This is a genomic window from Streptomonospora litoralis (assembly GCF_004323735.1).
Taxonomy (GTDB): domain Bacteria; phylum Actinomycetota; class Actinomycetes; order Streptosporangiales; family Streptosporangiaceae; genus Streptomonospora; species Streptomonospora litoralis.
On the sequence record NZ_CP036455.1, the window covers coordinates 261,389 to 287,086 of the forward strand.

Genomic DNA, 25,698 nt, shown 5'->3' on the forward strand with positions numbered 1-25,698 from the left:
GCGGCGCCGCGAACACGGACAAGCGCGTGGCCGAATGCGGACAACTCAGACGTAGTGGCTCCCACCGCGAATCGGACGGTTCACAGAGAAGCGAGGCTGAACTGCGCCTCGACCGTTCCAGCCGCTTCGTCCGGTGTCCAGCCTGCGACTGCCGGCGTGATCACGAGCCGCGTCTGGAGCGAGCGGCATGTCACCGCGCATCCGGAAGCGTGCCGTAGCTGTTGCGGTAGACCTTGCCCGGCTTGGGCCTGGTGAATTTAAGTCCGGCCCAGACATCGTCCACGCGCAGGCAGACGCTCTCGACCAAACCGTAGTCGTAGCCGATGCGGATCACCGACTTCATGTTCAGATCGGTGCCGAGCCGACCGCCTTTCGGCCACGACACCCACAGCATCCCGTCGCGGCGCAGATGATCCTTGAGGAGGGGGAACCCGCTCATCATGGCGTTCTGAGTCCAGGTGAAAAGGTGCAGATAGTCGAATCCGCCGTTCAGCTCCTCTTCGATCCACAGTTCGGGGAGACCCATGCGCTTCAGCGTCTCGCGAGGCGCATCGACGAAATGGGCCCGGGACCCGGCTCGTATACCCATCTTCTGGGCTACGGTCTTGCTTGGCACGTCGCTCACGGAACCACCCTAGGAAGCCCCCCCGACATTTTACGGTCCCTTCTGTCCGCTCCACGGGATCGTAGGTAAGCACCAGTCCCCGTCCACGGCACGCGGCGACCTGCGCGCCCGGCCGGCGGTGGACGTCGGCCTCCTCGAAAGGGACACCCGGCCGGACCTGGTCGACTCGGGTGTGCGGTCTCCGGGCCCCGCCCGCGCATGGCTTGGCGCGCCGACGGCGCCCTCGGATCCGGCCCGGTCAGCATCCATTGCGCGGAAATCACCACGTCCAAGGCCGATCCTTGGTGATTTCCGCGCAATGGATGCCGCAAGACCCGACATAAAGGACACCCGGGCGCCCCATCATCGCCGAGACTGTCTGTGGGACCGGTTTCGGCGGCGAAACCGTCTCTGGAGCCGTTCTCGGCGCCGTCAGTCGCGCCGCCGGCGGGCACCCTGCCCGATACGCGCGGGCCCGGCCATCCGGCGCCGTGGCTGCCGCTTTTCCTCCGGACCACCCGCCGCCTGGCAGCCCACAAGGCCGCCCAGTGGGCCCGAGGTCCACGAGTTCCGAGAGCTGTACGATTCGACTGCCCCCGGCTCCAGCGCTCCCTCAGAGAAGTCCCCGTGATGGACTACTACCCGCATCCCTTCGTCTTGCTCGCCGCGAGCCTGCTCGCCCTGGCCGCAACGTTTCTCGCACCGCGCATCAGGTACCGGCTCCGGGGTCGGCGATTCGCCGCCTGGGCGCAGCGGCACGGTTGGCGCTACACCGAGCGATCCTCAGGGCTGCTCGGCACGCTGTTCCCGGCGTTGCCCCCGGGCATGGCCGAGCACCACCGCCTGCTGCACGTCCTGACGGGCACCCACCGGAGCCGCTCGGTGGTCGCCTGCGACCACCTCGAACCCAATCTGATGACCGCACCCGGCAACACCGAGCGGAAGCACCTCGGGCGGGTCGTTGCGGTAGCGATCCAGGACTCCACCCCGCTATTGGACATCCGGGACCGGAACGAGCCCTACCGCTCCGCACCGCCCGACACCGTCGGCCTCGACGAGATCAGCACGGGCGACCGGCGGTTCGACGGAGCCTTCCGGGTGTCCACCTCCGACGCAGTCTTCGCCCGCGCCGTGCTGACGCCGGAAATGACAGCCCGCCTGCTCACCCGTTCCGCAGTTCGCCTGGTCCCGCTGCGGTTCACCGGCGACCACCTCATGTCCGTCCAGCCCCGGCGACTCGCCCCCGACCGGGTCCGCTCGATCGCGGACGATCTGATCGACATCCTGGAGGCAGTTCCCGGATCGGCGTGGGAGGTGGCCCCGCGCACCTGATGCGTCCGGCGCTGTAGGTGAGTCGCTCGGTGCAATCGGGGGCTCGGGCAAGTGTGGTCGTTCCGGGACTGCGGATGCGATCCTCCGCAGGCACACCATCGGCAGGAAGGCGCGGCATGACGCGAATCGGGACGACCGGCCACTCGAACCTCTCCGCGGACAGCGTGCCGCCGATCCGGGCCGCGCTGGCCGACGTGCTCGCGCCCTACGCCGACGGCGACCTGGTCGGAGTCTCCTGCCTGGCGCGCGGCGCCGATCAGATCTTCGCCGAGGTGGTGCTGGAGGCGGGCGGGCTGCTGGAGGTGGTTCTCCCCTCGGTCGACTACCGCGAGGCCAAGGTCACGCCCGACAACCTCGCGCGCTTCGACGACCTGCTGATGCGCGCGGCCGCGGTGCGCTACATGCCGCACCGCACCGCCGGGCGTGAAGCCTACGAAGACGCGAACGAGGCGGTTCTGGGCGGCATCGACCGCCTCGTCGCCGTCTGGGACGGCCACCCTTCGGGTGGCAAGGGCGGCACCGGAGACGCCGTGGATGCTGCCCGGAACCGCGGTGTCCCGGTCGACGTCGTCTGGCCGGTCGGTGCCCGCCGGGAGTGAGGGCCGACGTGGGCGAGTGCGGCGGGCAGACCGCCGAGCACTGCCCCGACTGGGGATACCCGTGCAAGCACGCCGCGGCGGTGCTGTACACCCTGGCGGACAGATTGGACCGGGACCCGTTCCTGCTGCTGGCCTGGCTGGGGCGCGACCGGGAGACGCTCCTGGAGTCGGTCCGCGCGGATGCCGAGGGTGGCGGTGATGACGTCGGTGACGGTGAGCAGGTCTCGGGGAGCGGGCTGAACGTGCGCGCCCGGCCGCTCGCCGAGTGCGTGGACGACTTCTACGCGGCCGCGGACCCGGCGCGCCTGCCCGTGCCCAGCCGCAGCCTGGACCCGGTCTCCCACGCCGACACCGACATCCCCGGACTGGTCGCCGCGCTGACGCCGATGTACGAGCTGCTGGAGGCGGGGGGACCGGGCGCGTCGGAACGCGGCGACGCCTAAGCCAACGCCTAAGCCCGTGTTGAGAACGCCGATTCGCTGGGCGGCCTTGTTGGTCTGCCGGGTGGCGGGTGGTCTTCATGGGAGGCGGCGAGGGCGGCGGGGGGCTGGGCCCTGCGGTTGTCTGGTCGGGTGCCCGCCGGTGGCGGCGGCCGACGAAGGGAAGTACGGGGTGCTGGTCGCGGGCGGTGGCGCGTGCGAGGACGACCCGGCGCCGATATGTCCGATCTGCCGGGACGGCGATGATCTGGCTCCGGTGGCGCTCACCGAGCGCGAGGATTTCGCCAGAGAACGGCCGCGGGTTCAGTGATTTCCGCGCGTTGGACGAGCCCAGCCGCATACCCGGCTACCCGGTTACGCCAGGTCGGACATGTCTAGGACGAAGCGGTACCGGACGTCGTTGCGCCCGAGCCGTTCCAGGACCTCGTTCACTCGCGCGGAAGGGACGAGTTCGATGTCGGCGGTGACGCCGTGCTCGGCGCAGAAGTCGAGCATCGAAGCCGTCGCCGGCCGGCCGCCGCTCCCCGCTGAGCTGAGCTTCTTGCGCCCCTGGAGCAGGTCCATGGTCGCCACGTCCACCTCGCCCAGGTACCCGAGGTGGCTGAGGGTTCCGTCCAGGGCGACGAGCCGCAGGTAGGGGGAGAGGTCGTGTGGGGCTGCGATGGTGTCGATTACGACGTCGAACCGGTCGCGTGCGGCGGCCATCTGCTCCTCGCAAGTGGACACGAGGAGTTCATGCGCGCCGAGTCGGCGGGCGTCGTCGGCCTTTTCCGCCGATCGGCTGACGACGGTCGTCTCGGCGCCGAGGGCGACGGCGAGTTTGACCGCGAGATGCCCGAGACCGCCGAGTCCGGCTACGGCCACCCGGGTTCCGGGACCGACCCCGAGGGCCTGTAGCGGCTCCCACACGGTGATTCCGGCGCACAGCAGGGGAGCCGCGGCCGCGGGGTCGAGGTCGCGGGGCAGCGGGTAGGCGAACCGCTCACGAACGACGTACTCGCGCGAGTAAGCGCCCAGCGTGGTCGAGCCGTCGTATCGGTCGGTGCCGCCGTAGGTCAGGGTCGGGAACTCGTAGCAGAAGTTCTCCTGGCCCTGTCGGCACATGGCGCACACGCCGCACGAGTCGACGATGTTGCCGACCGCGACCGGGTCGCCCGGAGCCAACTCCGTGACCTCGCGCCCGACGTCGGTCACCGTCCCCGTGAACTCGTGGCCCGGCACCACCGGCGCGGCGCCCGCCTCGGGCTGGGCGTGCAGCGAGTGCAGATCGGTGTGGCAGACGCCGCAGTAGTCCACCCGCACCGCGAGGTCGTCGGCGCGCAACTCCCGGCGCTCCAACGGCGCCCGCCGCAGCGCGTCCCCGGCACCGTCCGCCTGCCATCCCATCGTGGTTCTCATACCGACCTCTAAATAAACAGACTGTTCGGTCTATTCAAAGCTAGCCCAAGGCGAGAGGCTGAGCAAACAGACTGGTCTGTTGTTACCCTGGGAGGCATGCCGGACAAGCCCCTGACCTCGCGCGGCGTCGCGACGAAGCAGCGCATCATGGAGGTCGCGACCCGGGAGTTCGCCGCGCACGGGATCGCCGGCGCCCGCATCGAGCGCATCGTGGCCGCCGCCCGCACCAACAAGGCCCAGCTCTACGCCTACTTCGGTAGCAAGGAAGGCCTGTTCGACGCCATCTTCTTCGGCTCGCCGGATCGGATCATGGACGTCGTGCCGATCGACGCGGCCGACCTGGCGGACTGGGCCGTACGGCTCTACGACGAATATCTCCGGCGTCCGGATCTCATCCGGCTGGCCACCTGGTCACGCCTGGAACGGCGTCCGACCGGTCACCTGGTCGACGACGCCGATCGGGTCGACGCGCAGAAACTCCGCGCGATCGCCGACGCGCAAGCCGCGGGCACCGTCCGCTCCGGCGATCCGTTCGATCTGATGGCGATGGTCATCGCGATGTCGATGGCGTGGTCACCGGTCAGCAACGTCTATGCCGCCGACCACGAGGAACCCGCCGAAGCACACGAGCGGCGCCGCGCGCTGCTACGCGAGAGCGTGCAGCGCGTCGTCGCGCCGGTGTAGCCGGTCGGCGCCGCGCTGCACCCGTCTGCGCGCAGGGACCGGGCGGGGCGCGAAGAGACCTGGGAGACCGCCCGCGATCGAGGCGGGGACGGCGGCGATGGCGGTTCGGCGTGAGAAAAACGCGACCGATCGGGGAACCGATCGCGTGAATGCGGCGTCTGATAAGGCAGAGGCTCCGCACAACGGATGAGGGATCGCGGAGCCTCGGCGGGCCGATTCGATCCGGCCGGGATCGAATGCCGCAGACGCCGGCGGCCTCAGGCGGCCGACAGCGACGGCGCGTGGTGGCGGCCGCGTTGGAAGGGGCTGGTGAGAGGGAAGGAAAGAGCGCTCAGCATCGCCGCCGCACCCGCGGGATCGTTGGCCGGGTGGGTGACGGTGCTGCCGACGAGGTCGTTCCAGAAGAACTTCCCGTCCTGGCACCAGACGTTGATGCCGCGCATGACCGAGATGACGGCGAGCTCGGAGGTGCCGGCCCGGTACATCGGGCGGGCGGCGAGCGCAACGAGTTCGTCCCACAGTGCGGTGACGGCTCGCTCGGCGCAGAACGCGTGCCGAGGTCTGTGCTTCACTCGGTTCGCCAGGGCCGCTTTCATACGGTTGGCGCGCGGGTTGTTCAACCGCCAGTGACTCACTTCGTCTCCTGATCAGTCCGGTTGCCGCAGTGGAGAGCCGCTCTGGGAGCGGGCACACTGCCGCAGGCAGAGCATGGGCTCGTCAGTCGAGGACCCACGATCTTTGCAAAGTTGGTAGGCCGCGAACGCTGTCGTTACCTCCTGGTTATTCTTTGCGCTCCGGATAGTAGCAGGAATCGCCCCCTAGGGGTCGACCCTCAAAAATGTGGCCCATGTCACCGGTGGAGACTGGGTGACATCGGGGTGTACGAAACGTTTTCCCAGTTCAGAAGCTACTTCTGAGGCGGCTCGTGGCCGAAACAGGCCAGTGTTCGAATTCGCCGTCCCCTCCGGGAAGCCGGGTTCGTCACGCCGTGCCACCGGATGGAGGCACCTGTGTTTTCGCAGCTCATGGTGCGAATGAGAAATGTGGCGGGGGATAGATCATCTTTTGGGGGCGGGCAAACCTGTCGGAGTGCACAAATCTGCCGAAGGTCGCCCTGATGCGGCGCCTTCCGTCGTTTCGGTCGACTCGGCGCGTCTGATTGACAGCAGAGGGTGACAACGGTGACCGGGCGAGTCGCCTCTGCCGCAACTGCGTGTTTGGGCTCGGGGTGGCAATGCGATGGCTTGCTCTTTGCTCTCCTCGCGTCTCAGGAGTCTCGCCGCTCCGGCTCGCCACGTCGTGCTTCGGAGGACACCGGGACGTGCTGTGCGACACGGCGCGGCGTGGCGGGTTACACCTTTTCCCCACGCGCACGCGCGCGAGGATCGCGGCTAGCATAGATACAAGATGCATACCAAGATCTCGGCGACCGACCGCGCCTACCGCTACGCCAAAGACGCGATCCTCGACCGCCGCTACGCCGGCGGCGACCTCATCAGCGAGGGGGACATCGCGACGGGTGTCGGCGTCTCCCGCACGCCCGTGCGCGAGGCGCTGCTGCGGCTGGAGGCCGAAGGGCTGGTCCGCCTGTACCCCAAACGGGGCGCGCTGGTGGTGCCCGTCTCCCAGGGCGAGATCGACGACGTCATCGAGACGCGTCGCCTGGTGGAGGTGCACACGGCACTCAAGGCGGCAGGTGCCGAGCACGAAGTGCGCGAGGCGCTGGCGCGCCGGCTCGCCGGGCTGCTCGACCGCATGCGCACCGAGGTCGAGGGAGACCGCCAGGCGTTCGTCCTGGCCGACCGCGAATTCCACCGCGAGATCGTCGCCGGGAGCGGCAACGACATCCTGACCGGACTGTACGACTCGCTGCGCGATCGGCAGTTGCGCATGATGGAGGAGGGGATCCGCACCGTGTCTCGGATGCGCAGGAACATCGAGGAGCACGACGCCATCCTCGACGCGATCCGGTCGGGCGACCCGGATTCCGCCGGCCGCGCTGTCCAGGCCCACATGGACTCAGCTGCGCAGCTGTTGGGGGCCCGGACGTGAGCAGTGCCGACGAGGCGGCCGCAGCCGAAGGGGACACCCGCCCTCCCGGAGGCCCTGCGGACCGGACGCCGCCTGTGTGCGCGGATACATCCGATGATCCGCTATCCGGCGCGCCCGGCGTCGACGTCTCTCGCCCCGCAGCCGATGCGACCTCATCTTCCGCTTCCGCGAGGACGGACACCGTGCCGCAGACTCCCTCGACCGCCCGCACCACTCCCACACCGCCGGCCGCCCCGCCCGCCGGCGACCCCACAGGCGGCGCCCGCGCCTGGCTCGTGTGGGGCATCGGGGTGGGCGTCTACTTCCTGGCGATGTTCCACCGCAACAGTCTGGGCGCGGCGGCACTGGAGGCCCAGGAGCGCTTCGACGCCGGTCCCGCGCTGCTCTCCCTGCTGCCCATGCTGCAACTGCTCGTCTACGTGCTGCTGCAGGTGCCCACCGGCCTCCTCGCCGATCGGGTGGGTCCGCGTGTGTCGCTGATCGCAGGCGCGGTCCTCATGGCGCTGGGGGTGGCGATCTTCGCGCTCGCACCCTCGATCGAGGCGGCCGTCGCGGGCCGGGTGCTGATCGGCATGGGCGACGCCGTCACCTTCCTCAACGTGATCCGCCTGGCCGCCCTGTGGTTCCCGCGCTCCCGCTACGCACTCGTCAGCGGCCTCACCGGCGTCGCCGGCGGACTCGGCCAGGCCGCCAGCGTCGCGCCGTTGTCCTTCGTGCTGCGCGGAATCGGCTGGACGGGCGCTTTTCTGTCGTTCTCCGCAGTGACGGTCGTGATGGCGCTGCTCGTGCTGCTGGTGGTGCGCGATCGCCCCTCCGGCCGGCGCACCGAGCCCGTGCAAGCGCCTGTACCCGCTCTGCAGAGCATCGCCGAGGCCCTGCGCACCCGCGGCCCACGGCTGGGCCTGGCCCACCACGCCGCGATCATGCCGCCGTACACGATGCTCGGCGTGCTGTGGGGCTACCCCTTCCTCGTCGAGGGGATGGGCTACGCGCCGGCGGTCGCGGGGACGTTGCTCTCCGGCATCGGCGCGGCCGTGCTGTGGATATCGCCGCTCATCGGCGTGGCCGTCGGACGGCGCCCCGCGGTGCGGCGACCGCTGGCGACCGGATTGGTGAGCCTGTTCGTGCTGGGCTGGCTGACCCTGGTCGGCTGGCCCGGTGGCCTCCCGCCGACCGGATTGGTGCTGGCGGTGCTGGTGGTCAGCGCCGCGGGTGCGGTCATCGCGCCCGCCCTGTCCTTCGACTTCGCCCGCGACGGCCTGCCCGCCGAGCGCACCGGCGTGGCCTCGGGCCTGGTGAACATGAGCGGATTCCTTACGACGGTGATCGTGACGGTGGCCGCGGGGATCATCCTGGAGGCGGGCGCCGGGTTCCAGGCGGCGTTCGTCCCGGTGACAGTGACGACGGCTCTGGCGGGAGGCACGCTGCTCACCCTGCTATGGCGCCGGGCGCCCAGCGACGCGGCGGAGTAGTGGGCCGGTCGCCGCTCGGCAGCCCTATCCGGGCGCCGTGCGCCTGAGGTGGTGATCGTGTCGTTGTCCCCTCGCCTACTGGGGAGGCCTGTGCTGCCGGCTCTGAATGACGATCTGCTGCAGCGCGGCGAGGTGGTCGTCGATGGCCGTCCGCCCCGTGTCGGTCAGCCGCAGGCTCGTGCGCGGGAACTTGCCCGCGTAGCCCTTGTGCACCTGTACATACTCGTGCGCCTCCAGTTTCGTGATCTGCTTTGAAAGGGCTGATTTGGACAGCCCTGCGGCGTCGCAGACGAAGGAGAAGTCGGCCCAGTCGCATGAGGCGAGCAACGCGAGGATCTTCAACCGGGTGGGGTCGGCAAGCAGCGGGTCGAACTCCATGGCCCTACCTCCGGCTTCCGGTCTTGGCCAGCCACCACTGCGCAAAGTGCGGGCCGCCCAGGGCGAGCACCAGACCCACCACCGCCCCCGGGATGACGGGGTAGGAGGCCCCGAGCACGTACTGCACGGCCGCGTTGAGCGAGAGGAACAGCGCTGACGCACCCAGCATCGTCAGGAGGGTCAGCGTGCGGGCCCTCCTGCCTGCCGCGCCGGTCAGCCGCGCCCGCCTGCCGGTAAGCCAGCCCCACCGGGCGGACATGCCGAGCAGAAAAGCCACGAGGGCGACCCCGAGCAGCACCAGTTGGAGGATTTCCGACCCCTCTGGACCCATCAGCCAGATCAGCCCCGATCCGGCGAATACCCCGCCGCCGAGTACGGCCCAACGCAACCGACCCGTCATCAGCGCCGCAGTCGCCTCCTGACCAGCGGTGCTCGCTTCGTTCAGGTCCCGCATCGCATCCGCCGGATCCATGTCCATCTTTGCCCTCCAGGCATCTAGTTTCCTAGGGGAATTTAGTTTCCTTGTAGGAAACAGTATCCGGGGTCCGGTCACAGTGCAATCCCAGGCGACCGCCGGCGCGCCGACGCGTCGCCTCGCGGCTGACCGATTCCGGACAAGGCGCGCGAGGGGCTGCAGCGGCCTATGCCCCCTTCGGTAGGGTCGGACGGCACGTGCCGAATGCCGCTCCGCCCTGCTCCCTTTGGGGCGGTGGCGGGGTGACGGTGAGAAGTGCTGTGGCGCCGTGCGTCTCGTTCTGGGGCGGTGACGGGAGGGCGGGATGGCCGGTCTGCTTGAAGCCTCCCTTTCCTTTCCTACGGTGCTGTTCAGCTTTCTGCTGCTGGTGGTCTTCGGCTATTGGCTGTTCGTCGTCCTGGGCGCCGTCGACACCGACATCCTCGACGCCGACCTCGACGCCGGATCGTCGGCGGGCGGTATCGGTGGCGCGCTGGGCGCGGTCGGCCTCGGCGGCGTTCCCGTGACCGTGGTGCTGTCGCTGCTGATCGCGGTGTCGTGGTTCGCGAGCCTGGTGGGAACCGTGCTGATCGACCCCTTGTCGGACTCCTCGCCGCTGACGATCGCCGTGGCGCTGGTCGTCCTGGTGGCGGCCGTGATCATCGCCTGGGGTGTCACCAGCGCAGTCGTGATGGGTGTGCGCAGGCTGCTGCCCGCTGAGCGTCAGCGCAGGGGCGGCGACTTCGTCGGCCAGACCTGCGTGGTGCGCACGGGCCGGGTCGACGGCGAGTTCGGGCAGGCCGAGATCTCCGGCGGCAACGGGTCGTGGTCGCTGATCGAGGTCCGCACCATCGGCGGCGAGCGGCTCACCGCGGGCAGCACCGCGCTCGTCTTCGACTACGACGCAGACACCGGTGTCTACCGCGTCACGCCCTACGACTCGGCGCTCGATCCGGGCACTTCCGCCTAGCGGTCGCCGAGCCGCCTCCGGCACGGCCGAGTGGACGCCGTCGGCCCGCACTCCCTGCGCGCAGGGGTTCGCGGAACCCGGTCGGCGGCCGCCGCGTCGTATCGGACACCGCATCGGCACGGCGGCGGGCTACCGCGCGGCGCCGTCCTATCCTCCGATCCTCCTATCCCCCAACCCCCTGAGCCCACTGAACATCCCCCGATCTCCCCGCGTTCGACGCGCTCCTTCAGTTCCGCGCCCGGACCGCGCCGCCCGCCGGCGCGGCGCTTGCGGGTGCGCCCGCGTCCGAAGCTCTCCCAGGATGAAAGAGAACACCGCCTGATGGATACGAGCACCATCACCGCAGGGGCAGGCGTGCTGCTTGCCGTCGCCCTGCTGATAGTCATCGGCCTGGTCATCACGGTCGCCCGCCTGTTCCGCAAGGTCGAACAGGGCAAGGCGCTGATCGTCTCCAAAGTCCGCAAGGTCGACGTCACCTTCACCGGCGCCGTGGTCCTGCCGGTGCTGAACAAGGCCGAGACCATGGACATCTCGGTCAAGACCATGGAGCTGGAGCGCAGTGGCAACGACGGTCTGATCTGCAAGGACAACATCCGCGCGGACATCAGTATCAAGTTCTTCGTCCGCGTCAACCCCACGGCCGAGGACGTGCTGCGCGTCGCCAAGCTCATCGGCGTGGAGAACGCCAGCAGCCAGGACAAGCTGCAGGACCTCTTCAGCGCGAAGTTCTCCGAGGCGTTGAAGACCGTCGGCAAGCACTTCGACTTCGAGGACCTCTATACCCGCCGCGCCGAATTCCGCGACCGGATCATGGAGGTCATCGGCCAGGACCTGAACGGCTACGTCCTCGACGACGCGGCGATCGACTACCTGGAGCAGACCCCCAAGTCCCAGCTCGACACGGACAACATCCTCGACGCGCAGGGCATCCTCAAGATCACCGAGCTGACCAAGCCCAAGAACGAGCGCACCCACCTGCTGGAGCAGGACGAGGCCAAGGAGAAGGACCGCCAGACCACCGAGGCGATGGAGGCGCGCGAGGAGCTGCGCCGCCGCCGCGAGGAGGCCGAGGCCAAGTCCTCCCGCGAGATCGAGACGCTGAAGGCGCGCGAGGAGGCCGAGACCCAGCGGGTGCAGGCCGAGGAGCGCCTCAAGTCCCACACCGCCCACATCCGCACCGACGAGCAGCTCGGTGTGCAGCGCGAGAACCAGCAGCGCGAGATCGCCGTGGCCGAGAAGAACCGCGAGCGCGTCATCTCCATCGAGAGTGAGCGCATCGAGAAGGACCGGATGCTGGAGGTCATCGGCCGCGACCGCGAGACCGAACTGGCGCGCATCGCCAAGGACAAGGAGGTCGAGGGCGACAAGCGCGAGGTCGCCGAGGTCGTGCGCGAGCGCGTCGCCGTCGAGAAGACGGTGGCCGAGCAGGAGGAGAACATCAAGAAGCTGCGCGCGGTCGAGGAGGCCGAGCGCGATCGCCAGGCCATCGTGATCCACGCCGAGGCCGAGGCCCAGCAGAACCTCGTCAAGGACATCAAGGCCGCCGAGGCCGCCGAGCAGGCCGCCAAGCACAAGTCCGCCGAGGAGCTGACCCTGGCCGAGGCGCGCCAGCAGGCCACCGAACTCGACACCCGGGCCAAGATCCGCCACGCCGAGGGGCTGCAGGCCGAGGCCGCAGCCGAGGGACTGGCCCAGGTCCAGGTGCGCGAGCAGGACGCCGAGGCGGTGGAGAAGGTGGGCCGCGCCGAGGCCGCCGTGGAGCGGGAGAAGGCGACCGCGGCAGCCGAGGGCGTCCGCGAGAAGCTCAAGGCCGAGGCCGAGGGCCTCAACGAGAAGGCCGGCGCCATGGCCGCCCTCGACGAGGTCAGCCGCGAGCACGAGGAGTACCGCCTGCGCCTGGAGACCGAGAAGGACATCCGGATGGCCGGTATCGACGTGCACCGCCAGGTCGCCGAGGCCCAGGCCACCGTGCTGGCCACCGGCCTGGAGAAGGCCGACATCGACATCGTCGGCGGCGACGGCATGTTCTTCGACCGCATGGTCAACTCCATCGGCATGGGCAAGGCGGTCGACGGGTTCATGGGCAACTCCGACGTCGCCCAGAGCCTGGCCGGGCCGTGGATGGACGGCTCGCAGAACTTCACCGAGGACCTCTCCCGCGCACTGGGTTCGGTCGGCACCGAGGACGTCAAGAACGTCACGATCTCGGCGGTGCTGCTGCGGCTGATCAACTCCGGCGGATCCGACAGCGAGAAGATGCGCGAGCTGCTGGACACCGCGCAGCGGCTCGGTGTCGACGAGGCGCCCGTGGCCGCCCTCGACGGCGTGAAGCGGTGAGCCGGTGACCGACGTCGCGACCGAGGGGTCCGCCGCCGAGGCGGACCCCTCCCCGGACCCCGCCCAGGCGTCGCCCGGAAGCGCGCTCGACGCCGGAACCTACGACGTGCTGCGGTCGCGCCTGGCCGACCGGGCCCAAGAGCTGGCCCGGCGCGCCGAGGCGCTGAACAGCCGCCGCGTCGAGGTCTTCGGCGGCAACGAGCTGTCCCTGGTCGGCACCGCACGGATCCGCACCGAAAACAACTGCGTACCGCGCGACATCGTCTCGGTCGACGGGTACATGCTGTTCGGCTACAACGTCTACATCGGGCTCAAACCCGAGACCGCCGTAGGCGACGTGTTCTCGCTGCACACCTTCGTGCGCGGCACCGAGGAGACCTCCGGCGCGTTCCGCTTCGACGACGCCGACTTCGCGCGGCTGCCCGACCTGCTGTCGGCGCCGCAGTTCCAGCGCGACTTCGGCGAGCTGTACCGCTACTACCGCGAGACCCGGCTGATGCAGTTGCGGCGAGTGGAGGAGAAGCTGCTCGCCGTCTTCCAGACCGGCCCCCGCACTGAGGACGTGCGGGTGCTGCGCTGGAAGGTGAGCGCCGACGGCGCCGTCTCCTACCTGGACAACCGGGGCCAGCGTGACCACGTGTTCCCGCCGCCTTACGACTTCGAGTGGACGCCCACGACCCGCGACGACCACGTGCAGGGCCGCCACCCGCACATCTCGGTGCTGAACGAGCTGTTCGTCGAGACCGTGGGCGGCACCCTCACCGTCAAGATCGAGAACAACACCGAGGTGGGCGAGGGCGTCTACAGCGAACCCGTCGACGAGCCGCTGCAGAGCCTGGCCGACGCGGAGGTGTCCTACGCCCGCATCGGTGCGCTCGTCCTGCTGCGCGTGCTGCCCTACAACGAGTCAGCGGCCCGCTACCTGGTCTTCAACAGCCGAACCAAGGACGTGGTGCGGCTCGACGGCATCGGCCAGGCGTGCCGGCTCCTGCCCGAGGACCAGGGCGTCATCTTCCCCGGCGGCTACTACCTGGCCACGGGCACGGCGAAGACCTTCGACGCGAAGCTGGACGACCTGGAGTTCGAGAAGGTCGTGCGCTCGCCCAACGGCGAGGACGTGCTTTACGTCTTCCACGCCCGCAAGGAGGGCCGCAGCCTGCTGCTGCCCTACAACGTCATCCGCAAGGAGGTCGCCGCCCCGATCCCCTGCCACGGCTACTCGCTGTTCGACGACGGCACCCTGGTGGTATTCCGGGCGGCCTCCGAGGAGCCCACCCGGGTGCACCCCATGCAGGTGTGGCAGACGCCCTACGTCTCCGACGAGTACGCCGCGGCCCAGCCGACGGGCACCGGCCCGCTGGAGCGGGTGGGCAACGCCGAACTCGTGCGCGGGGTGTCCGACTGCCTGTCGGTGGCGCGCATGGTCGAGGAGATGACGCCGTCGACGCCGGTCTTCGAGGCGCTGATCGCCAACTGCAAGCGGGTGTTCGACCACTACCCCTGGCTGGACGACACCGAGCTGGGCGACCTCCACGGTCCGCTCACGGAGGTCCGCGGCACCGCCGAACAGGTCCTCGACGAGTTCGAGAAGGTGCAGGCGCTCACCGGCCAGGCCGAGAGGGCCGTGCAGGAGGCCGCGGAACAGGTGGCCTCGCTGGTGCGGCGCTCGCGCGGCGAGACGCCGCGCACCGCCGAAGGCTGGGTGGGCCGGCTGACCGAGCTGCGCCGCGCCCAGGGGCACCTGGTCACGCTGCGCGAGATGCGCTACGTCGACACCGGCCGCGTCGACGGGTTGGACTCCTCGCTCGCCGACGAGCTGGACTCGGCGGGCCGGCGCGCAGTCGAGTTCCTGCAGGGCGAGGACGCGTTCAGCGCCTACCACACCGAAGTGGACCGGCTCGTCGCCGACGCCGAGGCCATCGGCGCGGTGGCCGAAGCCGAACCGGTGGCGGCCCGCATCGCCGAGCAGACCGAGGGGCTGGAGATCGTCACCGAGGTCGTCGGCTCCCTGGAGATCGCCGACGCCCGGGTGCGCACCGCCATCCTGGAGCGCATCGGCGAGGTGCTGGGCGGTGTGAACCGGGCGCGCGCCACGCTGGAGGCGCGCCGCGGCGAGCTGCTGGACTCCGAGGGGCGGGCGGAGTTCGCCGCGGAGTTCGCTCTGCTGGGGCAGGCGGTCACCGGCGCGCTGGCGGCGGCCGACAGCCCCGACCGCTGCGACGAGCAGCTCGGCCGGCTGATGCTGCAGATGGAGAACCTGGAGTCGCGCTTCGCGGAGTTCGACGGCTTCCTGGAGGAGCTCTCCGCCAAGCGGGACGACGTCTACGAGGCGTTCTCCGCGCGCAAGCAGGCGCTGCTGGACGAACGCGCGCGCCGCGCCGACCGGCTGGTGGAGTCGGCGGAGCGGGTGCTGTCCACCGTCACGCGCCGCGTCGCCGGGCTGGACTCCGCGGACGAGGTCAACACCTACTTCGCCTCCGACCCGATGGTGGCCAAGCTCCGCTCCAGTGCCGAGGAGCTGCGCGGCCTCGGTGACACGGTGCGCGCCGAGGAGCTGGAGGGGCGGCTCAAGGCCGCCCGCCAGGAGGCCGGCCGGGCCCTGCGTGACCGCGCCGACCTCTACGACGGCGGCGGCGACACCATCCGACTGGGGCGGCACCGCTTCGCCGTCAACACCCAGCCCTTGGATCTGACCCTGGTGCCTGGCGACGGAGCGATGTCGCTGAGCATCACCGGCACCGACTTCCGGCTGCCGGTGACCGATCCCGACTTCCTGGCCACCCGCCCGCTTTGGGAGCGCTCGCTGGTCTCGGAGAGCCCCGAGGTCTACCGCGCCGAGTACCTGGCGGTGTCGATCCTGGCCGACGCAGGGGTCGGCGCGGGCCCGGTGCCGTCACTCGCCGAGCTCGACCGGGCGGCCGCCGAGGGCGGGGACGACCCCGGAGCCGGACTGCTGCCCATCGTGCGCTCGGCCGCCGAGGAGCGCTACGACGAGGGGTACGAACGCGGAGTCCACGACCACGACGCCGCGCAGCTGCTCGCTGCGCTGCTGCGTCTGCACACCGGTGCCGGGTTGCTGCGCTATCCCGGTCCGGACCGCGCCGCGGCCCAGCTGTACTGGGCCTTCGGCGCAGCCGAGGACGCCAAGTCCGCCTGGGCCACCCGGGCCGCCTCGCTCGCGCGCGCCCGCGACGCCTTCGGCGGGCATCGCTCACCGGCGATCGGCGCGCTGTGCGCCGAGCTGGACGCCGCCGTCACCGGGTTCGCGGCCGAAACAGGCGTGCCGCAGCCGGACGGCGGTACCGGCATGGCGGGGGAGTACCTGTTCGAGGAGCTGGCCCAGGGCGGCGCGTTCGTCACCGCCGCCGGAGCCCGCACGCTGCTGGACCGCTTCGGCCGCGCACTCGGCGGCGGCGCCGCGGCGTCGCGTCAGGACTTCGAGCGCGACGTCCGTTCGCTGGGCACCGACCTGGCCGCCCGCCACCAGCTGGTGACGGCGTGGCTGGAGGCGTATCTGGCGAACGCGCAGCACACCGGCGACGCCTGGGACCTCGCCGAGGCGGCGGCGATCGAGCTGTGCGGCACCGCGGTGAACCGGCGTGAATCCTCTGCGGCGCTGAGCACCGAGGTCACCGGTCTGCTGGGGGCGCACCCGCGCGTCTCCGGCCGCCGGATGACGCTGCGGCTGGACGAGGTGCTGCCACGGGTGCGCCGCTTCCGCGCCGAGGAGGTCCCGGCCTTCCGCGACTACCAGCGCCGCCGCCACGAGCTGGTCGCCCGCGAGCGCACCCGCCTGCGGCTGGAGGAGTACCGCCCCTCGGTGATGAGCGGGTTCGTGCGCAACCGGCTGCTGGACGAGGCCTACCTGCCGCTGATCGGCGACAACCTCGCCAAGCAGCTCGGCGCGGCCGGCGACGACAAGCGCACCGACCAGAGCGGCCTGCTGCTGCTCATCTCACCGCCCGGCTACGGCAAGACCACGCTGATGGAGTACGTCGCCAGCCGGCTCGGCCTGGTGTTCGTCAAGGTCGACGGCCCCGCGCTGGGGCACGCGGTCACTTCGCTGGACCCCGCCGAAGCGCCGGACGCCACCGCCCGCCAGGAGGTCGAGAAGATCAACTTCGCCCTGGAGATGGGTAGCAACGCGCTGCTGTACCTGGACGACATTCAGCACACCGACCCGGAGCTGCTGCAGAAGTTCATCTCGCTGTGCGACGGCCAGCGGCGCATGGAGGGCGTGTGGGAGGGCCGCACCCGCACCTACGACCTGCGGGGCAAGCGGTTCGCGGTCTGTATGGCAGGCAACCCCTACACCGAGCAGGGCAGCCGGTTCCGCGTCCCCGACATGCTGGCCAACCGCGCCGACGTCTACAACCTCGGCGACGTCCTCTCCGGCCGCGACGAGCTGTTCGCGCTCAGCTACATCGAGAACGCACTGACGTCCAACCCGGTGCTGGCGCCGCTGTCCACCCGCGAGCGCGGCGACATCGAGCTGCTGGTGCGCATGGCCAAGGGCGACGAATCGGTGCGCGCCGACCAGCTGTCCCACCCCTACTCGCGGGTGGAGCTGGAGCAGGTGCAGGCGGTGCTGGCCAAACTGGTGCGCGTCCAGCAGGTGGTGCTGGCCGCCAACCAGACCTACATCGCCTCGGCGGCCCAGGCCGACGAGTCCCGCACCGAGCCGCCGTTCCGGCTGCAGGGCTCCTACCGCAACATGAACCGGCTGGCCGAGAAAGTCGTCCCGGTGATGAACGAGACCGAGTTGGAGGCCGCAATCGACGACCACTACCTCGGCGAAGCCCAGACCCTCACCTCCGGCGCGGAGGCCAACCTGCTCAAGCTGGCCGAAATTCGCGGCACACTCACCGCCGAGCAGGCCGAGCGCTGGGAGCAGGTCAAGGCCGCCTACCGCCGCGCGAAGGCCCTCGGCGGCGACGGCGACGACCCGATGAGCCGGGCCGTGGGTGCGGTGGGCCTGCTGGCCGACCGCGTCGGCGCGGTGGAGGAGGCCATCGAGCGGGCGGCGGGGGCGTTCGTCGCACGGGATCCGGGACAGGGCCGATAGACCGGGGCCGTCCCGTCGAGGGCCCGCGGCTCGGCTGAACGTTCGGCCGAACCGCGGGCCATCTATCGCGGTGGGACGGGCGCCGGGTGACGGGACTCTCTACCCGCCGACAGCGGGGCCCGCTGGCCGAGCACTACTACCGGGTAGTAACATGATGTTGTTACCAGTCAGTAGATCGCGTGTGCACACACCGCGGCCCGGACAAGCGGAGCGCGCCCATGACGCACTACAAGAGCAATGTCCGCGACCTCGAGTTCAACCTCTTCGAGGTCTTCAAGCGCCAGGACGTGCTGGGCAGCGGCCCGTTCGAGGAGCTGGACGAGGACACGGCCCGCACCATCCTCGACGAGGTGAACCGGCTCGCCACCGGCGCGGTCGCCGAGTCCTTCGAGGACGGCGACCGCAACCCGCCGGTGTTCGACCCCGCCACCGGTGCCGCCACCCTTCCCGAGAGCCTGAAGAAGTCCTACCGGGCCTACATGGACGCCGGCTGGTACAACCTCGACCTGCCCCCGGAGCTGGGCGGCCTCAACGCGCCGCGCACGCTCGCGTGGGCCGCGGCCGAGCTGATCCTCGGCGCCAACCCCGCTGTGCACATGTACGCGGCCGGTCCGGGCTTCGCCAAGGTGCTCTACGAGGAAGGCAACGACACCCAGAAGCGGATCGCCCAGCAGGCCATCGACCGCGGCTGGGGCGCCACCATGGTGCTCACCGAGCCCGACGCGGGCTCCGACGTCGGCGCCGGGCGCACCAAGGCCGCCGATCAGGGCGACGGCACCTGGCACATCGAGGGGGTGAAGCGCTTCATCACCTCCGCCGAGCAGGACATGACCGAGAACATCTTCCACCTGGTCCTGGCGCGCCCCGAGGGCGCCAAGCCCGGCACCAAGGGCCTCTCGCTGTTCCTGGTACCGAAGTTCCTCATCAACGAGGACGGCTCGCCCGGCGAGCGCAACGGCGTCTACGTCACCAACGTCGAGCACAAGATGGGCCTGAAGGCGTCCACCACCTGCGAGCTGACGTTCGGCGCCAAACACCCCGCCGTCGGCTACCTGGTCGGCGACAAGCACGACGGCATCCGGCAGATGTTCCTGGTCATCGAGCACGCCCGGATGATGGTGGGCACCAAGGCCATCGCCACGCTCTCCACCGGCTACCTCAACGCGCTGGAGTACGCCAAGGAGCGCAAGCAGGGCGCCGACCTGACCCGGATGGCCGACAAGACCGCGCCGCGGGTGTCCATCACCCAGCACCCCGACGTCCGGCGCAGCCTGATGACGCAGAAGGCGTACACCGAGGGGCTGCGCGCGCTGGTCATCTACACCGCAAGCCAGCAGGACGCGGTTCAGATCGCCGAGCACGAGGGCGCCGACCACAGCGCCACGGACGCGCTCAACGACCTGCTGCTGCCCATCGTCAAGGGCGTGGGCTCCGAGCGCTCCTACGCGCTGCTCGCCGAGTCGCTGCAGACGCTGGGCGGGTCCGGCTACCTGCAGGACTACCCGCTGGAGCAGTACATCCGCGACGCCAAGATCGACACCCTCTACGAGGGCACCACCGCGATCCAGGCGCAGGACTTCTTCTTCCGCAAGATCGTGAAGAACAACGGCGAGGCGTTCGGCCGGCTCGTCGGCGAGATCAAGGAGTTCGCCGCGGGCGAGGCCGGCAACGGACGGCTCAAGAAGGAGCGGGCCGCCCTTGCCGAGGCCGCCGAACACGTGGAGAAGATGGTCGAGACCATGGTCAACGACCTGATGCGCTCCGCCGAGCAGACCGACGAGCTCTACAAGGTCGGGCTGAACACCACCCGCCTGCTGATGAGCGCCGGCGACCTGGTGCTGGGCTGGCTGCTGCTGCGCCAGTCAGAGGTCGCCCTCGGCGCGCTCGACGGAGCCGACGACGCCGACCGCGACTTCTACACCGGCAAGGTCGCCGCCGCGAGCTTCTTCGCCGACCAGGTCCTGCCGCGCCTGGCGGGCGAGCGCGCGATCGTGGAGAACACCACCCTCGACCTCATGGAGGTCCCGGAGGCGGCGTTCTAGCCGCTTCGCTGTACCCCGGGGCGGCGACCCCGCCCCGGCCTTTCCGGCCCGGTGCGCACGATCCCTGCGCGCCGGGCCGTTGTGCGTCTGCGCCGATCAGCCGGGGGCAAAAGGGTTCAGGCCGCGGTGTCCACCCGCCTGGCGAGAGCGACGTACTGCTCAAGAGCACCGGGCAGCACGTCCAAGTGGACCATGCTGCCGCTCGGATGGGTCGTGACGTCCACCACGACCGCGACGGCGGGGGCGTCGTCGTCGCCGGCGACGACGACGGCACCGGCGACGATGATCGACGGATCACGGGCCTCGTCGAGAAAAGTCCACACGTATCCGGTCTCGTCCTCGGCGTTGAGGTCGGCGGCAATGTCTACTGAGACCATCCCTGTCACCTTCTCCGTCGCCTCGTCTCACCATATCGAGTGTTGGTTCGAGGTGGGCCCAACAGCTCCAGCAGTTTGTCGATCCGCTCCAGTGATCCCACCAACACGGTGGCATGCGGCCGGGTGAACGTGGGCAGAACATCGAACCCTGCGCTCACGAGCGCGTCGGCGGGAGTCATGTGCACGTCACGATAGGTCGAAAGCCGTCCCGCCAAGAGCCCGTCGAGCGACGAAGCGCCGACGTCGTCTACTGCGGCGAACACAGAGATCCCGAGGATGAAGGTGCCGTCAAGCGTGAAGGCACGTTGCATACGCAGGGCATGAGTTCTCAGTTTGGCCGTGGAGTCGGGCCCGCCGCGTAGCAGAATCACGTCCCGATGAAGGAGTTCGTGGCGAACGTTGTCTCGCAGGTCCGGGATGTCGCTCACGAGCTGTCACAGTAACGATGCTTAGCGCTGCTGTCCGGTGAATCGTCAAATCGCAGGACCGAATCCCGCCGCCCGGTGTCGCCCTCGGGCGTGTCCGAGTGCATCCGTGCGCCGGGCCTGCCGTTGGGGGGACGGATCCGACCGATCGGCGGCCGGGTGGACGTTTCCGGGATGCCGGGGCGTCGAACGGGTAGATGTAGCGGACGGGATCGCAACGTATGCGGTGCGGAGGAAGCGAATAATGGGTATCGGACTCGGCATTTTTCTGTTCGTGATCGGGGCGGTGCTGAGTTTCGGCATCACCGCCGAGATCGCCGGACTGGACCTGAACGCCATAGGCACGATCTTCATGGCGGCCGGGGTGGTGGTGGTCGTGCTGACCATCATCCTCATGGTGGTCCGCCGCGACCGCACCCGGCAGGCGGTTCAGGACGACAGCGACGTGATCTGATCCCGGGTGCCGCGGCCGCCCGCCTGCGGGAGGGCGGCCGCGGCACCCGGGAGACCGCGGACACGACGACGGCCCCGGCGCAGGAACCGCCGGGGCCGCCGTCGTCATGTGCCGTTCCCGCCGTGCGGCTGGACGGGCGTCAGGCCGACGCGGGCTGCCGGACCGCCGCGGAGCGGACGCTGAGCCTGTCCTCGCCCTCGTCGCGGTCGACCACCACCGTGTCGCCCTCCACCAGCTCGGCCGACAGCATGGCCTTGGCCAGCGGGTCGCCGATGGCCGCCTGCACCAGCCGGCGCAGCGGCCGGGCGCCGTAGACCGGGTCGTAGCCGGTCAGCGCGAGCCACTCGCGCGCCGCCGAGGTGACGTCGAGGGAGAGCCGCCGCTCGCCGAGCCGCGCGGCCAGCCGGTCCACCTGCAGGTCGACGATGCGGGTCAGCTCCTCGGTGGACAGCGTGTCGAAGACGATGAGGTCGTCCAGCCGGTTCAGGAACTCCGGCTTGAAGGTGCTGCGCACGACCGACATCACCTTCTCCCGCCGCTGTCGGTCGTCCAGCGCCGTGTCGACGAGGAACTGCGACCCCAGGTTGGAGGTCATGATGAGCAGCGTGTTGCGGAAGTCGACGCTGCGCCCCTGGCCGTCGGTGAGTCGGCCGTCGTCGAGCACCTGCAGCAGCGTGTCGAAGACCTCGATGTGCGCCTTCTCCACCTCGTCCAGCAGGACGACCGTGTAGGGCCGGCGGCGCACCGCCTCGGTGAGCTGGCCGCCCTCCTCGTAGCCGACGTAGCCGGGAGGTGCGCCCACCAGCCGCGAGACCGAGTGCTTCTCGGAGTACTCGCTCATGTCGACGCGCACGATCGCCCGCTCGTCGTCGAACAGGAACTCCGCCAGCGCCTTGGCCAGCTCGGTCTTGCCCACGCCGGTGGGGCCGAGGAACAGGAAGGAGCCGGTGGGGCGGTCGGGGTCGGAGATCCCGGTACGCGCGCGGCGCACCGCGTCGGAGACCGCGGCCACCGCCTGGTCCTGGCCGATGAGGCGCCTGCCCAGCTCCTCCTCCATGCGCAGCAGCTTGGCGGTCTCACCCTCCATCAGTCGGCCCACCGGGATGCCGGTCCACGACGACACCACGTCGGCGACGTCGTCGGCGCCCACCTCGTCCTTGACCATGGTCGGCTCGTCGGTCTCGTCGGCCTCCTCCTCGGCGGAGGACGCCTCCTCCAGCTGCTTCTCCAGCTGCGGGATCTCGCCGTACATCAGCCGCGACGCCTCGGTGAAGTCGCCGTCGCGCTGCGCCCGGTCCGCCTGGGTCCGCAGCTCGTCCAGCCGCTCCTTGAGTTCGCCGACCCGGTTCAGCCCGGCCTTCTCCTGCTCCCAGCGGGCCACCAGCCCGTCGAGCTCCTCCTGGCGGTCGGCGAGGTCGGCGCGCAGCCGCTCCAGCCGCTGGAGGGACGCCGCGTCGGACTCCTTGGCCAGCGCCATTTCCTCCATCTTCAGCCGGTCCACGGTGCGCTGCAGTTCGTCCAGCTCCACCGGGCGGGAGTCGATCTCCATGCGCAGCCGCGAGGCCGACTCGTCGATGAGGTCGATGGCCTTATCCGGCAGGAACCGGGCGGTGATGTAGCGGTCCGACAGTGTGGCGGCGGCGACCAGCGCCGAATCGGCGATCTGCACCTTGTGGTGGGCCTCGTAGCGGCCCTTGAGCCCGCGCAGGATGGCGATGGTGTCCGCGGCCGACGGCTCACCCACCACCACCTGCTGGAAGCGGCGCTCCAGGGCGGGGTCCTTCTCGATGCGCTCGCGGTACTCGTCCAGTGTGGTTGCGCCGACCATGCGCAGCTCGCCGCGGGCCAGCATCGGCTTGAGCATGTTGCCGGCGTCCATGGCGCCCTCGGCGGCACCGGCGCCGACCACGGTGTGCAGCTCGTCGATGAACGTGATGATCCGGCCGTCGCTGTCCTTGATCTCGTTCAGCACGGCCTTGAGCCGCTCCTCGAACTCACCGCGGTACTTGGCGCCGGCCACCATCGCCGACAGGTCCAGGGCGATCAGCCGCTTGTCGCGCAGCGACTCGGGGACATCACCGGCGACGACGCGCTGCGCCAACCCCTCGACAACGGCGGTCTTACCGACACCGGGCTCGCCGATCAGCACCGGGTTGTTCTTGGTGCGCCGCGAGAGCACCTGCACCACGCGGCGGATCTCGGAATCGCGGCCGATCACCGGGTCCAGCGCGCCCGAGCGTGCCCGATCCGTCAGGTCGACGCCGTACTTCTCCAGCGCCTGGTAGGTCTCCTCGGGGTTCTGGGTGGTGACCTTGCCCGGGCCGCGGACCCGCTCGAACGCCTCCAGCAGCGCCTCGGGTGCGGCTCCGGCGTCGTTGAGGAGCCGCGCCGCCTCGCCGCCGTCGGCGGCCAGTCCCACCAGCAGGTGCTCGGTGGAGACGAACTCGTCCTCCATCTGCTGGGCGCGCTGGGCAGCGGTGTTCAGCGAGACGATCAACCGGCGGGCGCTCTGCGGTGCGCCGACGGTGCTGCCGGCGGCCGCGGGCAGCCCGGCGACGGCCTGCTCGGTCTTGGCCGCGAGGTCGTCCGGGGACGCGCCGACCTCCTTGAGCAGCGGGCGGATGATCCCCTCGCCCTGGTTCAGCAGGGCGGCGAGCAGGTGCACCGGCTCGACCTGCGGGTTGCCGTCCGTGGTGGCCCGCCGCATCGCCGTCGACACGGCTTCCTGGCTCTTGGTGGTGAGTTTGTAGTTCATGCGTCGCCGCCCCCTTCGCGCGTGATCGCTATGCGGTTTTCATAGAGGTGCCGTGGTGTCGGCGCGAAAGCCGTCCGGTGGAGTCCGCCGGGTCCGCCCCACCGTTTGCTTCCGCGGTCGGGCACGGGCCTCCCTCGCCGACCGCCCGCGGCGGCCGGCACGACCCGGCGGAATTCGCTACTGGTCCGGCTCGGGCGGAGGAGAGGTGTTGAAGATCGTCAGCCGGGTGCGCCGCACCGGCAGCAGTTCGCCGCCTGTGCTCTCGCCCGCGGAGGAGCGCCGCGCGACTGCCGAACGGGCCGCGTCCAGCTCGTTGCGCAGGTGGAACACGTGCTCGTGCAGCTTTTCCACCTCGTCCTCCAACTCCAGGATGCGCTTGATCCCGGCGAGGTTGATGCCTTCCTCCTGGGAGAGCCGCTGCACCTCACGCAGCGTCCGGATGTCGCGCATGGAGTAGCGCCGCCCGCGCCCGGAGGCCCGGCCCGGCGAGACCAGGCCCAGCCGGTCGTACTGGCGCAGCGTCTGCGGATGCAGCCCGGACAGCTCGGCGGCCACCGAGATCACATAGACCGGGATGTCGTCGCCCAGCCCCGGATTGGTCATGACATTCACATCCCCTTCGCGCGCGTCTCCAGACCGCTGCGCGGGTCCTGCTCCGCGGTCGCGGCGCGGAACTTCTCCAGTGCCTCGCGGGCGTCGCCGCTGAGGCTCTGCGGCACCGACACCTCGACGGTGACCAGAAGGTCGCCTGCCGTGCCGTCCCGCCGAGCGGTTCCCTTGCCGCGGACGCGGAACGTGCGCCCGTTGGGGGTTCCCGGCGGGATCTTGACCGTGACCGGCAGACCGTTGAGCGTCGGCACCCGGACATCGGCGCCGAGCACGGCCTCGGGGAAGGTCACCGGGACGTTGATCGTCAGGTTGTCGCCGGACTTGCCGAACACGGGGTGCGGCTGCACATGTACCACCACATAGAGGTCTCCGGCCGGTCCACCGTGTTCGCCCGGCGCTCCTTTGCCCTTGAGCCGGATCCGCTGGCCGTCGGAGACGCCCGCGGGGATCCGCGCCTGGATGGTGCGGGTGCTCTTGCCGCGCCCGCTGCCGTTGCAGGTGGGGCAGGGGTCGTCGACGACGAGCCCGCGCCCCTTGCACTCGCTGCAGGGCTCCGACAGCGAGAATCCGCCCAGATTCTGGTTCTCGTGCCCGGTGCCCGAGCACCTCGGGCACACCCGCGGCGCCGTGCCGGCCTTGGCGCCGGTGCCCTTGCAGGTGCCGCACGCGGCGTCGCTGCTGAGCTGGAACGACCGGGTGAGACCGGTGGCCGCCTCGGCGAAGGACAGCCGTGTCTCGGTCTCGACGTCGGACCCGCGCCGGGGCTGGGTCGTGGTCCGGCCGCGGCCGCCGAACAGCCCGCCGAACAGGTCGCTCAGCCGCTCGCCGCCCCCGCCGGGCTGGCCGCCCCCCTGGCCGAACAGGTCGCCCAGGTCGAAGCCGCCCGCACCGGTGTTTCCGCCGGGCCGGTAGGAGCCGCCGAAGAGGGACCGGGCGTCGTCGTACTCCTTGCGCCGCTTCTCGTCGCTGAGCACGTTGTAAGCCTCGGAGATCTCCTTGAAGCGCTCCTCGGCCTGGGGGTCGCCGGTGTTGGCGTCGGGGTGGTTCTCACGCGCGAGCTTGCGATAGGACTGCTTGATCTCGTCCTGCGAGGCGGTCTTTGAGACTCCGAGGACCTTGTAGTAGTCCTTCTCCAGGTAGTCCTTGGTGCTCATCGACGTCTGCCTTCTCCCGCTTCGCGCTCTGGGTCGAATGGTCCCGGGCACCGGCCCCCGAGGCCCGCCGCGGCGGGCCGTCCGGTGTCCGAGCGCC

22 protein-coding genes are annotated in these 25,698 nt (G+C 70.2%); 12 read left to right on the plus strand and 10 right to left on the minus strand.

Translation table 11 applies throughout. The features are described from left to right. Positions 1 to 190: 190 nt before the first annotated feature. Positions 191 to 625 (minus strand): hypothetical protein, encoded by a 435-nt coding sequence (locus EKD16_RS01230; RefSeq protein ID WP_242677186.1) that lies wholly within the window; start codon positions 623 to 625, stop codon positions 191 to 193. 609 nt (positions 626 to 1,234) lie between these two features. Here EKD16_RS01230 and EKD16_RS01235 point away from each other — a divergent pair. From EKD16_RS01235 to EKD16_RS25160, 4 genes are all read left to right on the plus strand, one after another. Beyond that, positions 1,235 to 1,936 (plus strand): hypothetical protein, encoded by a 702-nt coding sequence (locus EKD16_RS01235; protein ID WP_131096676.1) that lies wholly within the window; start codon positions 1,235 to 1,237, stop codon positions 1,934 to 1,936. Positions 1,937 to 2,052: 116 nt separating this feature from the next. After that, positions 2,053 to 2,535 (plus strand): hypothetical protein, encoded by a 483-nt coding sequence (locus tag EKD16_RS01240; protein WP_131096677.1) that lies wholly within the window; start codon positions 2,053 to 2,055, stop codon positions 2,533 to 2,535. Then, a complete protein-coding gene (locus tag EKD16_RS25645; RefSeq protein ID WP_242677187.1) occupies positions 2,532 to 2,978 on the plus strand; it encodes an SWIM zinc finger family protein in 447 nt (148 codons plus the stop codon). Before EKD16_RS01240 ends, EKD16_RS25645 begins: the two co-directional genes overlap by 4 nt. A 139-nt stretch (positions 2,979 to 3,117) precedes the next feature. Beyond that, the gene (locus EKD16_RS25160) at positions 3,118 to 3,285 is read left to right on the plus strand and encodes a B-box zinc finger protein (RefSeq protein ID WP_165498469.1); all 168 of its coding nucleotides are present in this window, start codon (positions 3,118 to 3,120) and stop codon (positions 3,283 to 3,285) included. Positions 3,286 to 3,329: 44 nt separating this feature from the next. On the opposite strand, the gene EKD16_RS01250 is transcribed toward EKD16_RS25160, so the two are convergent. Next, positions 3,330 to 4,373: an NAD(P)-dependent alcohol dehydrogenase gene (locus tag EKD16_RS01250; protein ID WP_131096678.1), complete on the minus strand. Its 1,044-nt coding sequence runs from the start codon at positions 4,371 to 4,373 to the stop codon at positions 3,330 to 3,332. Positions 4,374 to 4,469: 96 nt separating this feature from the next. Between EKD16_RS01250 and EKD16_RS01255 the strand changes: the two genes are divergently transcribed. Then, positions 4,470 to 5,057, plus strand: a complete 588-nt coding sequence (locus EKD16_RS01255) for a TetR family transcriptional regulator (RefSeq protein ID WP_131096679.1) — start codon at positions 4,470 to 4,472, stop codon at positions 5,055 to 5,057. 257 nt (positions 5,058 to 5,314) lie between these two features. Here the strand turns inward: EKD16_RS01255 and EKD16_RS01260 are convergent, their stop codons facing one another. Further along, complete coding sequence (locus EKD16_RS01260) at positions 5,315 to 5,692, minus strand: hypothetical protein (RefSeq protein WP_242677188.1); 378 nt, start codon at positions 5,690 to 5,692, stop codon at positions 5,315 to 5,317. 772 nt (positions 5,693 to 6,464) lie between these two features. Between EKD16_RS01260 and EKD16_RS01265 the strand changes: the two genes are divergently transcribed. Both EKD16_RS01265 and EKD16_RS01270 read left to right on the plus strand, forming a co-directional pair. Further along, positions 6,465 to 7,109 (plus strand): GntR family transcriptional regulator, encoded by a 645-nt coding sequence (locus EKD16_RS01265; RefSeq protein ID WP_131096680.1) that lies wholly within the window; start codon positions 6,465 to 6,467, stop codon positions 7,107 to 7,109. A gap of 182 nt (positions 7,110 to 7,291) precedes the next feature. Next, positions 7,292 to 8,581 carry an MFS transporter gene (locus tag EKD16_RS01270; RefSeq protein ID WP_242677189.1) on the plus strand — a complete coding sequence of 430 codons (1,290 nt, stop codon included), beginning with the start codon at positions 7,292 to 7,294 and terminating at the stop codon, positions 8,579 to 8,581. Positions 8,582 to 8,656: 75 nt separating this feature from the next. Here EKD16_RS01270 and EKD16_RS01275 read toward each other — a convergent pair whose 3' ends face one another. Then, positions 8,657 to 8,959 (minus strand): winged helix-turn-helix domain-containing protein, encoded by a 303-nt coding sequence (locus tag EKD16_RS01275; RefSeq protein ID WP_131096681.1) that lies wholly within the window; start codon positions 8,957 to 8,959, stop codon positions 8,657 to 8,659. A 4-nt stretch (positions 8,960 to 8,963) separates the two neighbouring features. Next, positions 8,964 to 9,413 (minus strand): hypothetical protein, encoded by a 450-nt coding sequence (locus EKD16_RS01280; RefSeq protein ID WP_131096682.1) that lies wholly within the window; start codon positions 9,411 to 9,413, stop codon positions 8,964 to 8,966. Between the two features lie 325 nt (positions 9,414 to 9,738). On the opposite strand from EKD16_RS01280, the gene EKD16_RS01285 reads away from it, so the two are divergent. The 4 genes from EKD16_RS01285 (at position 9,739) to EKD16_RS01300 (ending at position 19,827) form a co-directional block, all read left to right on the plus strand. After that, complete coding sequence (locus EKD16_RS01285) at positions 9,739 to 10,383, plus strand: DUF1449 domain-containing protein (RefSeq protein WP_131096683.1); 645 nt, start codon at positions 9,739 to 9,741, stop codon at positions 10,381 to 10,383. A 321-nt stretch (positions 10,384 to 10,704) separates the two neighbouring features. After that, positions 10,705 to 12,720, plus strand: a complete 2,016-nt coding sequence (locus EKD16_RS01290) for a flotillin family protein (protein WP_131096684.1) — start codon at positions 10,705 to 10,707, stop codon at positions 12,718 to 12,720. Positions 12,721 to 12,724: 4 nt separating this feature from the next. Beyond that, the gene (locus EKD16_RS01295; RefSeq protein WP_131096685.1) at positions 12,725 to 17,785 is read left to right on the plus strand and encodes a DNA repair ATPase; all 5,061 of its coding nucleotides are present in this window, start codon (positions 12,725 to 12,727) and stop codon (positions 17,783 to 17,785) included. A 218-nt stretch (positions 17,786 to 18,003) separates the two neighbouring features. Continuing rightward, positions 18,004 to 19,827, plus strand: coding sequence for an acyl-CoA dehydrogenase (locus tag EKD16_RS01300; protein WP_131096686.1), 1,824 nt, complete (start codon positions 18,004 to 18,006; stop codon positions 19,825 to 19,827). A gap of 116 nt (positions 19,828 to 19,943) precedes the next feature. Here EKD16_RS01300 and EKD16_RS01305 read toward each other — a convergent pair whose 3' ends face one another. Together EKD16_RS01305 and EKD16_RS01310 are read right to left on the minus strand one after the other, a co-directional pair. After that, complete coding sequence (locus EKD16_RS01305; RefSeq protein ID WP_131096687.1) at positions 19,944 to 20,204, minus strand: hypothetical protein; 261 nt, start codon at positions 20,202 to 20,204, stop codon at positions 19,944 to 19,946. Between the two features lie 5 nt (positions 20,205 to 20,209). Next, positions 20,210 to 20,632 carry a hypothetical protein gene (locus EKD16_RS01310; protein ID WP_131096688.1) on the minus strand — a complete coding sequence of 141 codons (423 nt, stop codon included), beginning with the start codon at positions 20,630 to 20,632 and terminating at the stop codon, positions 20,210 to 20,212. A gap of 241 nt (positions 20,633 to 20,873) precedes the next feature. Between EKD16_RS01310 and EKD16_RS01315 the strand changes: the two genes are divergently transcribed. Beyond that, positions 20,874 to 21,083, plus strand: a complete 210-nt coding sequence (locus EKD16_RS01315; RefSeq protein ID WP_131096689.1) for a DUF6458 family protein — start codon at positions 20,874 to 20,876, stop codon at positions 21,081 to 21,083. Between the two features lie 139 nt (positions 21,084 to 21,222). Here EKD16_RS01315 and clpB read toward each other — a convergent pair whose 3' ends face one another. The 3 genes from clpB to dnaJ all read right to left on the minus strand — a co-directional run bounded on the left by clpB (position 21,223) and on the right by dnaJ (position 25,601). Further along, positions 21,223 to 23,838, minus strand: coding sequence for an ATP-dependent chaperone ClpB (gene clpB, locus EKD16_RS01320; protein ID WP_131096690.1), 2,616 nt, complete (start codon positions 23,836 to 23,838; stop codon positions 21,223 to 21,225). A 177-nt stretch (positions 23,839 to 24,015) separates the two neighbouring features. Continuing rightward, on the minus strand, positions 24,016 to 24,441 hold the full coding sequence (locus EKD16_RS01325) for a heat shock protein transcriptional repressor HspR (RefSeq protein ID WP_131096691.1): 426 nt from the start codon (positions 24,439 to 24,441) through the stop codon (positions 24,016 to 24,018). Positions 24,442 to 24,446: 5 nt separating this feature from the next. Further along, a complete protein-coding gene (gene dnaJ, locus EKD16_RS01330) occupies positions 24,447 to 25,601 on the minus strand; it encodes a molecular chaperone DnaJ (RefSeq protein ID WP_131096692.1) in 1,155 nt (384 codons plus the stop codon). Between the last annotated feature and the right edge of the window lie 97 nt (positions 25,602 to 25,698).

Bases quoted from the DNA above. Each gene is read 5' to 3' on its own strand.
- EKD16_RS01235 (WP_131096676.1), top strand. From the start codon at position 1,235: ATGGACTACTACCCGCATCCCTTCGTCTTGCTCGCCGCGAGCCTGCTC.
- EKD16_RS01240 (WP_131096677.1), top strand. From the start codon at position 2,053: ATGACGCGAATCGGGACGACCGGCCACTCGAACCTCTCCGCGGACAGC.
- EKD16_RS01250 (WP_131096678.1), bottom strand. From the start codon at position 4,373: ATGAGAACCACGATGGGATGGCAGGCGGACGGTGCCGGGGACGCGCTG.
- EKD16_RS01255 (WP_131096679.1), top strand. From the start codon at position 4,470: ATGCCGGACAAGCCCCTGACCTCGCGCGGCGTCGCGACGAAGCAGCGC.
- EKD16_RS01265 (WP_131096680.1), top strand. From the start codon at position 6,465: ATGCATACCAAGATCTCGGCGACCGACCGCGCCTACCGCTACGCCAAA.
- EKD16_RS01275 (WP_131096681.1), bottom strand. From the start codon at position 8,959: ATGGAGTTCGACCCGCTGCTTGCCGACCCCACCCGGTTGAAGATCCTC.
- EKD16_RS01280 (WP_131096682.1), bottom strand. From the start codon at position 9,413: ATGCGGGACCTGAACGAAGCGAGCACCGCTGGTCAGGAGGCGACTGCG.
- EKD16_RS01285 (WP_131096683.1), top strand. From the start codon at position 9,739: ATGGCCGGTCTGCTTGAAGCCTCCCTTTCCTTTCCTACGGTGCTGTTC.
- EKD16_RS01290 (WP_131096684.1), top strand. From the start codon at position 10,705: ATGGATACGAGCACCATCACCGCAGGGGCAGGCGTGCTGCTTGCCGTC.
- EKD16_RS01300 (WP_131096686.1), top strand. From the start codon at position 18,004: ATGACGCACTACAAGAGCAATGTCCGCGACCTCGAGTTCAACCTCTTC.
- EKD16_RS01305 (WP_131096687.1), bottom strand. From the start codon at position 20,204: ATGGTCTCAGTAGACATTGCCGCCGACCTCAACGCCGAGGACGAGACC.
- EKD16_RS01315 (WP_131096689.1), top strand. From the start codon at position 20,874: ATGGGTATCGGACTCGGCATTTTTCTGTTCGTGATCGGGGCGGTGCTG.
- clpB (WP_131096690.1), bottom strand. From the start codon at position 23,838: ATGAACTACAAACTCACCACCAAGAGCCAGGAAGCCGTGTCGACGGCG.
- EKD16_RS01325 (WP_131096691.1), bottom strand. From the start codon at position 24,441: ATGACCAATCCGGGGCTGGGCGACGACATCCCGGTCTATGTGATCTCG.
- dnaJ (WP_131096692.1), bottom strand. From the start codon at position 25,601: ATGAGCACCAAGGACTACCTGGAGAAGGACTACTACAAGGTCCTCGGA.